This is a genomic window from Novipirellula aureliae, assembly GCF_007860185.1.
Classification (GTDB): Bacteria; Planctomycetota; Planctomycetia; order Pirellulales; family Pirellulaceae; genus Novipirellula_A; species Novipirellula_A aureliae.
This window is the reverse complement of sequence record NZ_SJPY01000002.1, coordinates 12,590-26,220: the sequence shown is the minus strand read 5'-3', so window position 1 is coordinate 26,220 and position 13,631 is coordinate 12,590. Positions and strand designations below refer to the sequence as shown.

13 protein-coding genes are annotated in these 13,631 nt (G+C 52.3%); 3 read left to right on the top strand and 10 right to left on the bottom strand.

Going from position 1 to position 13,631, the window contains the following annotated elements; all coding sequences use genetic code 11:
• Positions 1–414 precede the first annotated feature (414 nt).
• The 6 genes from Q31b_RS06070 to eno all read right to left on the bottom strand — a co-directional run bounded on the left by Q31b_RS06070 (position 415) and on the right by eno (position 6,840).
• Positions 415–978, bottom strand: coding sequence for an elongation factor P (locus Q31b_RS06070; protein ID WP_146598821.1), 564 nt, complete (start codon positions 976–978; stop codon positions 415–417).
• A 145-nt stretch (positions 979–1,123) separates the two neighbouring features.
• Complete coding sequence (locus Q31b_RS06065; RefSeq protein WP_146598820.1) at positions 1,124–1,786, bottom strand: hypothetical protein; 663 nt, start codon at positions 1,784–1,786, stop codon at positions 1,124–1,126.
• A gap of 171 nt (positions 1,787–1,957) precedes the next feature.
• On the bottom strand, positions 1,958–3,856 hold the full coding sequence (locus Q31b_RS06060) for a cation:proton antiporter (protein WP_146598819.1): 1,899 nt from the start codon (positions 3,854–3,856) through the stop codon (positions 1,958–1,960).
• Positions 3,857–3,909: 53 nt separating this feature from the next.
• Positions 3,910–4,689 (bottom strand): DUF1559 domain-containing protein, encoded by a 780-nt coding sequence (locus Q31b_RS06055; RefSeq protein ID WP_146598818.1) that lies wholly within the window; start codon positions 4,687–4,689, stop codon positions 3,910–3,912.
• Positions 4,690–4,764: 75 nt separating this feature from the next.
• On the bottom strand, positions 4,765–5,337 hold the full coding sequence (locus Q31b_RS06050; RefSeq protein WP_146598817.1) for a hypothetical protein: 573 nt from the start codon (positions 5,335–5,337) through the stop codon (positions 4,765–4,767).
• Between the two features lie 210 nt (positions 5,338–5,547).
• Entirely contained in the window at positions 5,548–6,840 is a 1,293-nt protein-coding gene (gene eno / locus Q31b_RS06045) for a phosphopyruvate hydratase (protein WP_146598816.1), read from the bottom strand.
• Positions 6,841–7,015: 175 nt separating this feature from the next.
• Between eno and Q31b_RS06040 the strand changes: the two genes are divergently transcribed.
• A complete protein-coding gene (locus Q31b_RS06040; RefSeq protein WP_146598815.1) occupies positions 7,016–7,612 on the top strand; it encodes a riboflavin synthase in 597 nt (198 codons plus the stop codon).
• Positions 7,613–7,616: 4 nt separating this feature from the next.
• Positions 7,617–8,549 carry a 16S rRNA (adenine(1518)-N(6)/adenine(1519)-N(6))-dimethyltransferase RsmA gene (gene rsmA / locus Q31b_RS06035; RefSeq protein ID WP_231617349.1) on the top strand — a complete coding sequence of 311 codons (933 nt, stop codon included), beginning with the start codon at positions 7,617–7,619 and terminating at the stop codon, positions 8,547–8,549.
• Between the two features lie 320 nt (positions 8,550–8,869).
• Here rsmA and Q31b_RS06030 read toward each other — a convergent pair whose 3' ends face one another.
• Positions 8,870–9,301 carry a hypothetical protein gene (locus tag Q31b_RS06030; protein WP_146598813.1) on the bottom strand — a complete coding sequence of 144 codons (432 nt, stop codon included), beginning with the start codon at positions 9,299–9,301 and terminating at the stop codon, positions 8,870–8,872.
• A 269-nt stretch (positions 9,302–9,570) separates the two neighbouring features.
• On the opposite strand from Q31b_RS06030, the gene Q31b_RS06025 reads away from it, so the two are divergent.
• Positions 9,571–9,849 (top strand): hypothetical protein, encoded by a 279-nt coding sequence (locus Q31b_RS06025; protein ID WP_146598812.1) that lies wholly within the window; start codon positions 9,571–9,573, stop codon positions 9,847–9,849.
• 108 nt (positions 9,850–9,957) lie between these two features.
• Here the strand turns inward: Q31b_RS06025 and Q31b_RS06020 are convergent, their stop codons facing one another.
• From Q31b_RS06020 to Q31b_RS06010, 3 genes are all read right to left on the bottom strand, one after another.
• Positions 9,958–10,947 carry an ATP-dependent 6-phosphofructokinase gene (locus tag Q31b_RS06020; RefSeq protein WP_146598811.1) on the bottom strand — a complete coding sequence of 330 codons (990 nt, stop codon included), beginning with the start codon at positions 10,945–10,947 and terminating at the stop codon, positions 9,958–9,960.
• A gap of 63 nt (positions 10,948–11,010) precedes the next feature.
• Entirely contained in the window at positions 11,011–11,475 is a 465-nt protein-coding gene (locus tag Q31b_RS06015; RefSeq protein ID WP_146598810.1) for a DUF1844 domain-containing protein, read from the bottom strand.
• 428 nt (positions 11,476–11,903) lie between these two features.
• The gene (locus Q31b_RS06010; RefSeq protein ID WP_146598809.1) at positions 11,904–13,538 is read right to left on the bottom strand and encodes a CTP synthase; all 1,635 of its coding nucleotides are present in this window, start codon (positions 13,536–13,538) and stop codon (positions 11,904–11,906) included.
• Positions 13,539–13,631: the final 93 nt, after the last annotated feature.

Below are 13,631 nucleotides of genomic sequence, written 5' to 3'. Positions count from 1 at the left end.
AGCATCCACAGCTTAACGTTTTGTATAAACGGTGCCCGGATCGCTTGCCGGGCCGGCGACGCTGCCGCGTCTTGACCCCGCCTAGCAACAAAAAAAACCGGCCGGTGACGTTTTCACATCACCGGCCGGCTATTCAAAATGCTCCGATCAATCGGCGGCAAAAATGGAGCCGCTGGGAGAAACGCGAAAGTCTCAGCGTGCTACTGCACAAGCCTTGAATGACTTTGGCGAACCCAAAAATTGATCCCTCTGCCGAAGTTAAATGACCGAAGCGATGCGGTTGCTTTTTCAGCTCCCACATCTTTATCTTAGACTTGCGTTGGCAGTCATCAAGGGCATCGGCAAAAGTTTCACCAATTGTTCAGTGTAAATACTCATTTCATCCGAATACGAACAAATTCGGCAACTAGAAATTCAGGCACGTGACAAGAAATCGCCTGTCCTGGTATCCACTTTCACCCGCTCGCCCTCTTTCATGTATTCGGGAACCTGTATCACCAAACCAGTCTCCAAGGTTGCAGGCTTCGTTCTTGAGGTTGCTGAGTTTCCCTTGACACCTGGATCGCATTGCGTAATTTGCAACTCCACTGACGCGGGAATATCGATCCCTACACATTCGTCGTTGTAGATCAGAGCACGAATCCCCTCGAGACCCTCGGTAATGTAGGGGACTTGATCGGCAGCATCCTCTAGAGGAACCTCGTATTGCTGGTAATTTTCTTGGTCCATCAAAAACATGTTTTCGGGGTCTGAATACATGACCTGCACATTTCGCCGCGAAAAGTCGGCTTCGTCGACCACGTCGGTGCCCTTGAAAACGATATCGATTTTGCTTTTCGTTAGCACGTTGCGACCGCGGAATTTGTAAAGCGTTGCGGCACCACGAGCCGAAGGCGACTGGACCGTCATTGATCCGATCAAAATAGGATTGCCTTCGTGATTGACAACAATTCCAGGTTTAACTTCTTTTGCCAGCATTTTAGAGAACACTCCGGTGAGGGTGATTGGGGGATCGTCATGCACGCATGGGGACGTGCAAAAAAACAAGTGGCTTGCGCTCTCAGCTTGCGTGGCTGAAATCGCAAGCTAGAAGCTTGCGCCACCTACTTGGGGCGGCATTATTTCATCGCCATAGCCATTTCCGGAAGCCCTCGACGACCAATTCTTCACGTCCTCTACAGTGCCAAACCATGAAGGCAATCAAGCAGGCTGCTGCGGCAAGCGTCAGTAAGCCTTGATAGTTCCTCTGTACCGTCGAATCGGCAAATTCACTTCGCAATCGAGCTTGTAAACGGTTCCAGAATGTGGCGTTCAGATTCGGCTCGAACGCAAACACCTGTGCCCAATCCGAATGAGGTGCCCCATCCACTCGCAGCCGAACATTGATCGATGGAAGGACGATTTGCAAATTATCGGCGGTCCCGCCAGCGGCCGGATCGATTTGCTGTGCAGCCTTGAGGAGCGCTTCATACGTTTGCATCCGAGACCGACCGTAGACCACCAGTCGTGGTTGGCTCGTCAAAGCACACAAGGACAAGCAGAGCGAATAGAAGATCGCCAAAGCAATCCAGACGTAGGGGCCAAATACGGTTGCTGCGGCGGTCGGAAAGAACAATTCAATCGGCCCGATGGCAATCAATCCGCTTATCCCAATTCCTAACGCGACCAAGTCTCTTGCTCCACTGGTAACCACCGTTCGGCCCGAAACTCGAATCATGCCCAACAGCAACAAATAGCCCACAAGCGGCAAACAGGCAAGTAAAATGGTAAATGGATTTATCAACATTCGTGAATGGTTCTCTGGAAATCGATTCTTACTAGTTGTCTTGAAGGATACTGTTAAGTCGCAGTGATGGTCGCTCTCTTCTCTGAGCGGAAAGCTTATTCGACGCCAGGAAATGGAAGTGGACCTGAGCCCGTCCACGAACGCTGCCAGCTCGGAACGCTGAGCGACATTTTAGGACTTCGGATTCTCCGTGGGCGAATTCTTCGTTGACTTTGTTTTTTCTCCAGCCGCATGATCGGCTGGGATCGGCACCGATGAAACCAGACAAACAATCGTCTGGCCGGCCTCGGGTTCGAGTGGCGAATCGACGGTATTCATGCGAGGCTTGCCATCCCCATTGATCACGCATAAGAGCTCGGCTGTCTTATTGTAACGTCGTTCAAATTCAGGGTAACCGAACGATTCGCTTAACTTCGTCGATTTGAACTGGGCTCCGGAATCGACCATTTCTTTGATCTTCGAGAATGTCAGCCCTTCTCCGAACAACGCACGCCCCATCAAATTGCGGGTCAAGCCGCGAGGGCCTCCGTCGTTTTTTTGGCTGAAGGTGAGCTGAAACAATTTTGCACGATTAAAAAGGCTGCGACACTCGCGCACCGCCAACGTGTTGACTTCGTCATTAGGCGTCATCGCAAGCAACCGACCAATTCCGGCGAGTGGTAAATCACCTCGAGCGTGCTCGTTGAGGATATTGACGCATTCGGCGCGAAGGCCGGCCACTCGAGCCTGCGAGACTTTGTTGAAGTTGGTATCGACCAACAAGACAGGTAACCCCGCTGATTTCAGCTCGGCTGCGAATTCGCGAACCCAGCGGTCGGCACCGGCAATCAAGATGCCATTGGAACGCTCGTCGGCCAAACCCAATAGCTTTGCAATTGGCGAGGCCAATGTCCCATAGAATGCAACGGTTCCGACAATCACTAAAAAGGTGACGGTCGCTAATTGATCCGCACCGGGAAGCAAGATCATTTCGCTATGTCGTTCCATTTCCAATGCAAAGACGCTACTAACCGCTGCCGCGACGATCCCACGAGGTGCCAGTGCGGCAACAAAGGTTTGCTCGCGAAAATTGAGTGGGGAGCCCAGCAGCGAGAGATAAACCGAGAGCGGGCGAACGAGTAAAATCATTACGGCCAAGAAAACCAGTCCAGGCCATCCGATCGCCATCACGTCTTCGACTCGAACGCGTGAACCGAGAATGATGAATAGGCAGCCAATCAACAACGTCCGTAAGTTCTCTTTCAGTTCGACAATATGCTCAATATCAAATCGCTTTTGGTTGGCCAACCAAATCCCCGTAACCGTCACGGTGATCAAGCCCGATTCATGGGCCAACCAATCGCTTACCGCATACAACAATAATGCGACCGCCAAGGTGCCGATGCCGTGCAAATGATCCGGGACCAAGTAACGCCGAAACATGACCGTCAAAAATGCGCCGCCGCCCATCCCCATCGCCAGACCCACCAAAGCGGTCTTCGTCAACATCCAAATCGCTGAGCCCATGTCGGCTTGGTTTGAATGAAGTAGCACTTGGTCGAAAACAAGGACCGCTAACACGGCACCAATCGGATCGATGACAATTCCTTCCCATTTCAACGTCGATGCGACACGCCGAGTGGGCCGAACTTGTTGCAGTAGCGGACCGATAACGGTTGGCCCGGTAACGATCAAAATTGCCCCGAGCAAGAAGCTAACCGTCCACGAAAACCCAAGTACCCAATTTGCTGCGGCCGCCGTTCCAATCCACGTGATCAACGCGCCGAGCGTGACAAGCCGAAATGCCGCGCTGCCTGCCTCACGAAGCTCTGTGAATTTAAGCGACAATCCGCCTTCGAGCATGATGACCGCGACCGACAGCGAGACAACCGGAAACAGAAGCTCTGGCCCCGTTTTCTGCGCATCTCCGCCAACCAATTCCGCCAAATAAATATCTGGCTGAATAAAAAAACCGAGACAAACACCGAACAGCAGCAGCAGTAAAATGCTCGGCCAACCCATTCGGTAAGCCAACCATTGTGCCGCTACCCCCAACGTCGGGATCATCGCGAGATAAAGCAGTAATTCCATGCGGTTCTTGTCAATGTGTGTAAGTTGATTTGATTTGCCAAGCTTCCCAAACGTCAATATCCAGCGTTGCCAAGCGAATCATCGGCCTTGTTGATGAGCTGTTCACGAAGCGAGAGATCTGCCGAATCGGTGATGAACTTGACAGCCCCATCGGAAAACAACGAATGGGCACCACCTAGATGACCACCTTGGTTTCGCGCCGAACCAGAATCGAGGAAAGCTTGTAGGTCAATGTCCGTTGGACTCATCCATGGAACAGCCAAATCGGAATCCGCTTCCGTGACCATGATCGTATTCGACAAACCGTCTGTAATGTCACGAAACCGGGTTGGTATCGGGCCGGTCATAACGCCATTAGGATTCACAATTGCGACGTAAGTCGTGTAGCTTGGGTCATTGACGGTGGACGGACATTGATAGGTGGGAATAACCATTTGGGCGATCGGGAGGTTCACAGGATCATCCCATGGCTTGGAAAGATCAATTTGTTCATACAAGGCCCGCTGTTCAATAAACGGTAAGAGCAGTGTTCGCCACGAATGCAGTGGACGGCCATTGGCATCGACGGTGTAGGCTGGTGGCAACGAATCGTATGTCGAATGATAATTGTGCATCGCCAATCCGATTTGCTTGATATTGTTCGAACAACTCATTCGACGAGCAGCTTCACGAGCGGCCTGTACCGCTGGAAGCAAAAGTCCAAGCAAAATGCCACAACCGCAGATCAAAGCCAATCCGCCGCCGACGCAGGAGAGCACGATGAGCACGACCTTCGATCCCGAATTCTGATTCGCTCGTGGATTGATTTGCTGGGGAGGATACTGACCGCTCATTCTTTGACCTTTCCGATGGTGAAAAAAATTCAAAACAATTTTGACGACGTTATTAGAAGTCACGGTTATTAGAAGTCACTGTGGCAGCGTCGAAAACTGGTCGGGGCCACCGGTCATCGGCAAGTTCTGATAATCGATCACTTTCCACTGTCCTGTGGTATTTTGCCCCTTGGGGTCCTTTTGCAATCTCAAGACCAAACGGCGAACCACACGAAAATCATTGATTGTACCGCTTCGATTACTGATGTCTGCTTTGATTGTCATATCGACTTCCGCCTCAAGCGGCTGCATTCCTTCGATCACTTTGATGCTACGAATCGAATTAACCCGAGCGATATCGAATGTATACGGAGGCAACTCGATTCGTGCCCGCCGCTCGGCATCAGGATCGCCGATCACTTTGTAAGCATCTTCGTAGCGTTCGTTTTCGACCGCGTCCGCTGTTTCGTAGATCAACGTTTCGATTTGTTCGCGGTCTGTCACGATGTTGGCAGCCACAAACCATTCTGCAGGGATGAGTAATAGAAAGATCAGACCAGCGATACCGGCGGCTTTGTTGCCTGTTTGTAGCCATCCAAACAGCAGTGCCAAACTGACGAAGCCGAGAAAGATCGACACGATTAGCGGCTGTTCGGCGATCATGTTCATGAGTGATCTTGCATTTGCATTGTTGAAAGTAGGACGTTGGAGTCCAGGCTTTAGTCCTTACGCTTGATTCTCGGGAATCACTGAAAGGCTGGACTCCAGCCATCTCACTCGCCAAAAAAACCACACGCACCCGAAATTGGATGGTGTGGTCAGATTGTACCCGATTTTATTTACGGCGTATGTTGCCTGAAAGATCAGGTCACGATTGACTTACGATTTTGCCAACAACTTTTTGGCTAAAACGGGGCCACCGTAAAGAGCGGCCTCGCCAAGCATTTCTTCAATGCGGAGCAATTGGTTGTACTTCGCCATACGGTCACTACGGCTTGCCGAACCCGTTTTGATTTGTCCAGTCGACAATGCAACCGCCAAGTCAGCAATCGTGGAGTCCTCGGTTTCACCGCTGCGATGACTCGTAACCGCAGTGTAGCCATTGCGATTGGCCAATTGGATCGAGTCGATCGTTTCGGTCAGCGAACCGATTTGGTTGACCTTGATCAAAATGCTGTTGGCAATCCCTTCATCGATCCCACGTTGCAGTCGTTCGACATTGGTGACGAACAAATCGTCGCCAACAAGTTGAATCTTGTCACCCAGTTTCAGCGTCAGTTTCTTCCAGGTATCCCAGTCATCTTCGGCACATCCGTCTTCGATGCTGCAGATCGGATACTTGTTGCACCAATCGGCCCAGAAATCGACGAGTTCGTCGCCGGTAATTTGTTTGCCATCGATCGAGTACTTGCCGGTTTTCGAATCATAGAACTCGGTCGATGCCGGGTCGAGAGCGATCCAAACTTCTTCGCCTGCTTTGTAGCCCGCTTTTTCGATCGCCAACATGATGACGTCGAGGGCTTCCTGGTTGCTCTTCAAATCGGGAGCGAAACCGCCTTCGTCTCCAACGGCTGTGCTGTAGCCTTTGCTTGAGAGAACACTTTTGAGGTTATGGAAAATTTCGGCACCCGCACGCAAAGCGTCGCTAAATGTCTCGACGCCCAATGGCATCACCATAAACTCTTGAACGTCGACGTCGTTGTCAGCGTGCTCGCCGCCGTTGATAATGTTCATCATCGGTGCGGGCAACAAGCGAGCTCCGACGCCACCGAGGTAGCGGAAAAGCGGCTGGCCGGTCGACGCGGCCGCGGCATGGGCAGTTGCCAAAGAAACACCGAGAATCGCGTTGGCACCCAAGTTTTTCTTATTGGGTGAACCGTCAAGTTCGTTCATCGCAGCATCGATCGCCGCTTGGTCGGTTGCGTCCATCCCGTTGAGGGCGTCCGCGATTTTGTTGTTAACGTTGTCGACTGCGGTTAAAACGCCTTTGCCCAAGTACTTGGACTTGTCACCGTCGCGAAGCTCCCACGCTTCATGGACGCCGGTACTCGCACCACTCGGCACAGCGGCTCGCCCGTGGGCTCCGTCGCTGAGCAGGACTTCACACTCTACCGTCGGGTTGCCGCGGCTATCGAGAATCTGGCGAGCATGGATGGCTTCAATTAATGTCATGGAAGGACCTCTTCAAGTCATATAGGGAAAGGGAGTCGTTGAACTGTTGTGCAAACCGTCGGCATTTTGTCCAATGGAACGCAGCGTGACTACCCGGCAACGGAGCATGCAGCTGTTTTCTCGTCCATCCAATGGTGTTGGACTCCAAAATTCTCTGTTTAACTAATGCGAGACCATGTTTACTGGATTGGTTGAAGTGATGGGCCGGCTCGTCGAAATTCATGATGAGCCGCCCGGCAAACGATTTACGATCGATGCGGGCGAAGTCGCCGAAGGTGTGGTTGTTGGCGACAGTATCGCTAATAATGGCTGTTGTCTTACCGTTGTCAAAGTGGATGGCTCGCGGCTCGATTTCGAAGCGGGCGCAGAAACGTTGTCGAGAACCAATCTAGGGAAGCTCGCCGAAGGCTCGCCTGTGAATTTGGAGCGGTCTTTAAAGGTCGGCGATCGGCTGGGTGGGCATTATGTCACAGGCCACATTGATGGCCAAGGAATTCTCATTGATCGGCAAAATGACCCGCCTTGGGCAACGCTTCGCTTTCAAATCCCCAAAAAATTGGCGTCACAAATTGCTGGCAAGGGGAGCATTGCGATCGATGGCGTCAGCTTAACGATCGTTGATGCTGACGACGACTCCTTTAGCGTCGCTCTGATTCCGCATACCCTTGACGTCACAACACTTGGTAAGCTTTCCAATGGCGACGAAGTCAATTTGGAAACGGACATCCTGGCAAAATACGTGCAAAGAACTCTGGAAACTCAAGAGAATTAATCGATTGAACGAATCACCTAATCATCCCAATCGGCAAACGGCTAGCTATCTTTCCCGGCGGCTCGCGGCGGCAGGGCTACGGCCCGTCACTCGATTTGGCCAAAACTTCCTGATCGACTTGAACCTCGTCGACCTGATCGCGCGGACGGCCGAGATGACCAAAGATGACGTCGTTTTGGAGATCGGAACCGGCGCTGGTTCGCTGACCAGCCGGCTCGCTGACGCGGCGGGTGCGGTACTTACGGTCGAAATCGACAAAAATTTACACCAACTGGCAAGCGAAGAGTTAGCTTATCGCTCGAACGTACTGCTGCTTCAAGGCGATGCGCTGCGCAACAAAAACTCGCTGCGTGCCGATATCATGGATCATATTCGTGACGCACGGAGCCGTTTGGGGGACAATGCACGATTCGGGCTGGTGGCAAATTTGCCTTACAACGTGGCCACGCCAATCATCAGCAACCTGCTGCACGAAAGTCCGTCGCCCGACTTCATTGTCGTAACGATTCAAAAAGAGTTGGCCGACCGCATGGTTGCTTCACCCGGGACGAAGGATTACGGGGCGTTGAGCGTTTGGGTTCAATCGGTCTGCCGAGCCAATATCGTGCGGATTCTATCGCCAAAGGTGTTTTGGCCTCGTCCCAAGGTCGACTCAGCGATTATCCGCTTGGATGCCGAGCCGAAGCGGCGGGCGGAAATCCCGGACTTGGTTTACTTTCACCAGACGGTTCGAGCGTTGTTCTTCCATCGCCGCAAGTTTCTACGCAGCGTCGTCATCAGTGCGATGAAGGGGCGACTCGAAAAGGTGCAAGTTGACGAGATCCTTGCATCGCTCGGTCACGGTGAAAAAAGCCGCACCGAAGAATTGTCTGTCTCGCAAATCCAAGCATTGGTCGAGGCGCTGCGGCAAGCGGAGTCGTTGGAGTCCAGGCTTTAGCCGGTCGGATTTGAAAAAGGTGATGAACGCCATGCCACGCGATCCAAAGATCTTGTATCGTTGGCGCGAAATGACCGATGACCAACGTTGTGAGACGCTCGTTGAACGGCGACTTCACGCTCGCCCCAAACATAGCGTCCCCCACGCCTAAGATGAGACCCACACCGTTTACATGGTCACCGCCGCGCGCTTCGACACGCTCATGTTGGCGGCGAAACTTCCGAGCGAATCTCCAAGTTTGAAGCTGATCTTGTCGAGTTGCTCGATGACTCAAGCCAGTGTTCCCGAGCGACTAAAGCCTGGACTCCAACCAGGATGCTTTATGTCAATGGCGGCATCGGCTTGGCAGGCAGAACACGGATGTCTTCGAGATTTAAATTGCGCAGCTCTTCCTCTCGATTTTGCTGATCTTCATTATCGGGGTTTGGTAGCTGGGGATCCTCTCCGACGGAATCATCCTCATGACTCTCGAAATCTTCGAACATCGGTTCTGGGTCATCCGCTATGTCGATATCGTCTTGGGACCTTCGTGCTCGCTCGATCTCATCGGGGACCATTGGCGTGTCACGGCTAACAAGTTGGGGATTTTTGGCACCGCCGGGATCGAAAATACTCGCCACGCGACCGCTTTCTCGGTTGGTGCGTTGCCAGGCACCTCCGTAGGCTGGGTAGGCCAAGTCTTCACAATCCGCGCATATTCGGCACCCCATCAAAGGACAGACCGCTGAAAAAACGGCGATACCTAGAAGCATGCGAAAGGACTTGGTAGAGAAAACGGAAGGTTCCATGTCATTCGGATCGCAGTGAGGAAGGAACGTAGACAATACGAGTTGTATCGGTTGGGCCGGATGGCGGCTTGAGGAAAGCTTTGCGGATTGCGTGGGGTGTAAAAAGTTTCGAGAAAATGGAAAGATTTCCTCAAGTCGACCTAGATTCGAGTAGGCCGAAAATGAGACAACCCGTTCAACACTTTTCAACTCCTCTTCGGAACGCCGCCTCTTCTTCTTGGAAGGTTTCCAACGTGATCGATTTCTTGCAACTCCTACAAATTTTCAATGCGATCGTCCCTCCGATCGTCGCCCTCTCGATCTTGTTTTTGAGCAAGGTCAGTCAAGGTGAATTGGCAAAGTGGTCCGAGCGTCAGTTTTACACCGCATTGGCCGTGATGACGGTCATCACCCTTCGGACGGTAATCCGAGCGGATGATGCGTGGTTGATCCACACCGCGACATTAGGCTTTATGGTCGTTGGATCGTTGTATGTGCGTGCAGAACCGTCTTCTTTGGCGAACCTACCGTAGGCCCCCACCGACTTTCTACGGCCGGCAGTAGTGGATCTTGTTAAAGATCCCTCCGTGCCATGATCTTTAACAAGATCCGCTACGCGAAAATCGAGCGGTGACGAAGCGTTATTTCGACATTCGATCGAGCAAATCGATCATCTCTTTTGGTAATTCTTTGCGTTTGGAAAAAGAATCCTTGATAGGCGACAGCACGCATTCGTGGTTGATTTCTCCCGCCATCATTGCCGTGGCTCCTTCGCTGATCGATCGCACGGCAAAATCACCCAGACGGGTTGCCAAGATTCGATCATCGGGCGTTGGCGATCCGCCGCGCTGAACGTGCCCCAGAATGACGGTCCGCAAAGCAAAACTGCATTTTGCCTTTTGAAGCTTGTCTTGCAATATCAACGCTCCGCCCAATTCGTCTCCTTCCGCAACGACGACAATGATCGACTTTTTGCCGGTTTGTTGTAGAGAGTGAAGATGGTCAACCATCCCTGGGATATCCGTTGGCGTTTCAGGGATGCAGGCGACTTCAGCACCGGCGGCTAGTGCGGTGTAGAGAGCCAGGTACCCGCTATGCCGCCCCATCACTTCGACCAAGAACAATCGTTCGTGACTCTCAGCGGTATCGCGAAGTTTATCAATCGCATCGACCGCCGTTTGTACGGCGGTAGAGAAACCGATCGTATAATCCGTACCGACGAGGTCATTGTCGATCGTCCCTGGGACACCGATCACGCGGCCATCCCAACGCTCGACCAATTCGTTTAGTCCGCGAAAGGTGCCGTTGCCGCCAATCGCGATCAGTCCGTCGATTTTAAACTTTTCAAGCGTTTCAACCGCTTTCTGCATCCCGGCTTCGGTTTGAAACGCTTGGCAGCGAGCACTTCTCAGAATCGTGCCGCCTCGTTGAATGATATTCGATACGGACCGAGCCGACATCTTTGCCTCGCCCAGCGAGTCGAGAAACAGATTTTCGTCCACCAAACCTTGGTAGCCACGATTGATCCCGACCACTTCGTGCCCAGCCGATGTGGCTCCGCGCACGACCGAACGCACGCAAGCATTCATGCCCGGAGCGTCTCCACCACTACAAAAAACACCGATCCTCATCGCTTTTCCCGTCCTCGTTCCAAATGACTCGATTCTAGAGTTGGTCCAATACGGATCACCGTGTTAAGCCTTGACGTTGACATACATCATTCGCAGGGCGTGCAAAGCTTCGCTGAGCATTTTCGCTTCGTCGTCTGACAGGTTGCCCTTCGTTTTCTCGCTCAGCATCTCGAGCGTGTCGATGTGATGTTTTGCGAAAGGTTTGTTAATTTCGGACTTGCCAGAAGCTGGGTCGGGCATTTGGCCAAGCATCATCATTGCCTGAGTAAACAACATCGAAATCAAGACTTCGAAGGATGCTGGCGGCGGCGCTTGTGCCGTAGGCGGTACCGCTTCGGGAGCCTCCGTAACGCTGTCCGTTACGTTCCCTTCGGCTTTCCCTTCGGCATCCGAACTCGACTCCGATGGTGCTTCTGCCGCTTGCTGTTTTTCTTTGGCAACCTGTTCTTTCCAGTCGCTATCGACGACGAGCTTTGGCTCTTCTTGTTCAGGATTCTGGTCTTGATTCGGATCTTGTGAATCGCTCATTGCTTTTCTCTCCGGTATAGAATTGAAATGGCTGAATTTGTTAGCTGTCTTGCCACTAGGATCGAGCGGAAGATGAGTGGCACAGGCTTCCAGCCTGTGTTTTTCACATCATAGGCTTCCAGCCTGTGTTTTTCACATCACAGGCTTCCCGTCTGTGTCTTTCACATCGCAGGCTTCCCGTCCGTGTTTTTTACATCGCAGGCTTCCCGTCTGTGTTTTTTGCATCACAGGCTTCCAATCTGTGTTTTTTACATCGCAGGCTTCCCGTCTGTGTTTTTTACATCGCAGGCTTCCCGTCTGTGTTTTTTGCATCACAGGCTTCCAATCTGTGTTTTTTGCATCACAGGCTGGAAGCCTGTGCCACTCATCTTCCGCTTGGTCCTAACCAACGTACTCGCGGCACAAAACCGGGGCTAACGCCCCAACGACTATGATTCCGAATTGGCATCTTTTTCAATACGTTTGATCCGTCGCTCGATCGCCGCTTCGACAAAACCGGCGAACAGCGGATGCGACTTTAGTGGCTTGCTTTTGAATTCGGGGTGGAACTGAGCTGCAACGAACCAGGGGTGATCGGGGACTTCAATAATCTCGACCAAGCTGCCATCGGGACTCGTGCCAGCGAATCGCATTCCGCTCGCTTCAAACGGTTCACGGTAGTGATTGTTAAACTCATAACGGTGGCGATGTCGTTCCTCGATATCGTCCGCTCCATAAGCCTTGCCCGACAAGCTGAGCGGATCCAGTTTAGTCGGTTGGCTTCCGAGCCGCATGGTGCCGCCCATCTGAGTTACGTTTTTCTGTTCATCTAGCAAGCAAATGACCGGGTGTTTGGTGTCTTTGTCGAACTCACTGGAGTGGGCTTTTTCCAATTGAACGACATTGCGTCCGTATTCGATCACGGCACACTGCATCCCCAAACAGATGCCGAAGAATGGAATGCCTCGTTCCCGCGCGAATTGGACCGCTTGGACTTTTCCTTCGATGCCACGTTCGCCAAATCCGCCTGGGACCAAGATTCCGTGGTAGCCACCGAGCAACCGCTCGGCTCCCTCTCGTTCGATATCCGCGCTTTGAACGCGTCCGATGCGAATTTGAGCTTGGTGCTTCATCCCCGCATGATCGATCGACTCGTAGATTGATTTGTACGCATCTTTGTGCTCGGCATATTTCCCAACCACCGCGATCGAAATTTCATGACGTGGATTACGTAGCCGATGAAGCAGATCTGTCCACGGAGTGATATCAAGCGTCGATGCAGGCAATCCCAACCGCTTGACCACGAACTCATCGAGTTTGTTATCAACGAGCGAAATGGGAACCTCGTAGATCGAAAAGTCTTTATCCTTTTCCTCGATCACCGCCTCGACGGGAACATTACAAAACAGGGCAATTTTTTCGCGATCATCCCGGCTGATCGAATGCTCGCAGCGGCACACCAATACGTCTGGCTGGATCCCAATTTCACGCAGCTGCCCCACTGAGTGTTGGGTCGGTTTCGTCTTGAGTTCATCCGCTGCTTTCAGATAGGGGACCAGCGTCAAGTGCATGTAGAGACAGTTTTCGCGTCCGACGTCGAGCGAGAATTGGCGAATCGCCTCCAAGAACGGCAGTCCCTCGATATCGCCGACGGTTCCACCGATCTCGGTAATCACGACGTCCACATCATCGCTGGCCATCCGTTTGATGACCGATTTGATCTCGTTGGTGATGTGCGGAATGACTTGGACCGTCTTGCCTAAGAAAAGGCCCTTGCGTTCTTTTTCGATTACCGACAAATAAATTTGGCCCGTCGTGTAATTGCAGTCACGCGACAATTTGCCCGAGGTGAACCGCTCGTAGTGTCCCAGGTCCAAGTCGGTTTCGCTGCCGTCGTCCAAGACGTATACCTCACCATGCTGATAAGGGCTCATCGTGCCTGGATCGACGTTGATGTAGGGGTCCAATTTTTGCATTCGGACCCGCAAACCACGATGTTCTAGTAGCATTCCCAGTGATGCGCTCGTCAGCCCTTTTCCGAGTGAACTTACGACGCCGCCGGTTACAAAGATGTGTTTTGTCATGGAGGAGAATGATACAAAAGTCTTGCCGTGTGTGAAAGCAGTGATTGGTGCTCTTGTGCCTCGTCATGGATAAGAATGGGGGGGGATGGTAGT

Coding starts and splice junctions, on each gene's coding strand:
- Q31b_RS06070 (WP_146598821.1), bottom strand. CDS start 978: ATGCTGGCAAAAGAAGTTAAACCTGGAATTGTTGTCAATCACGAAGGC.
- Q31b_RS06065 (WP_146598820.1), bottom strand. CDS start 1,786: ATGTTGATAAATCCATTTACCATTTTACTTGCCTGTTTGCCGCTTGTG.
- Q31b_RS06060 (WP_146598819.1), bottom strand. CDS start 3,856: ATGGAATTACTGCTTTATCTCGCGATGATCCCGACGTTGGGGGTAGCG.
- Q31b_RS06055 (WP_146598818.1), bottom strand. CDS start 4,689: ATGAGCGGTCAGTATCCTCCCCAGCAAATCAATCCACGAGCGAATCAG.
- Q31b_RS06050 (WP_146598817.1), bottom strand. CDS start 5,337: ATGAACATGATCGCCGAACAGCCGCTAATCGTGTCGATCTTTCTCGGC.
- eno (WP_146598816.1), bottom strand. CDS start 6,840: ATGACATTAATTGAAGCCATCCATGCTCGCCAGATTCTCGATAGCCGC.
- Q31b_RS06040 (WP_146598815.1), top strand. CDS start 7,016: ATGTTTACTGGATTGGTTGAAGTGATGGGCCGGCTCGTCGAAATTCAT.
- Q31b_RS06030 (WP_146598813.1), bottom strand. CDS start 9,301: ATGCTTCTAGGTATCGCCGTTTTTTCAGCGGTCTGTCCTTTGATGGGG.
- Q31b_RS06020 (WP_146598811.1), bottom strand. CDS start 10,947: ATGAGGATCGGTGTTTTTTGTAGTGGTGGAGACGCTCCGGGCATGAAT.
- Q31b_RS06015 (WP_146598810.1), bottom strand. CDS start 11,475: ATGAGCGATTCACAAGATCCGAATCAAGACCAGAATCCTGAACAAGAA.
- Q31b_RS06010 (WP_146598809.1), bottom strand. CDS start 13,538: ATGACAAAACACATCTTTGTAACCGGCGGCGTCGTAAGTTCACTCGGA.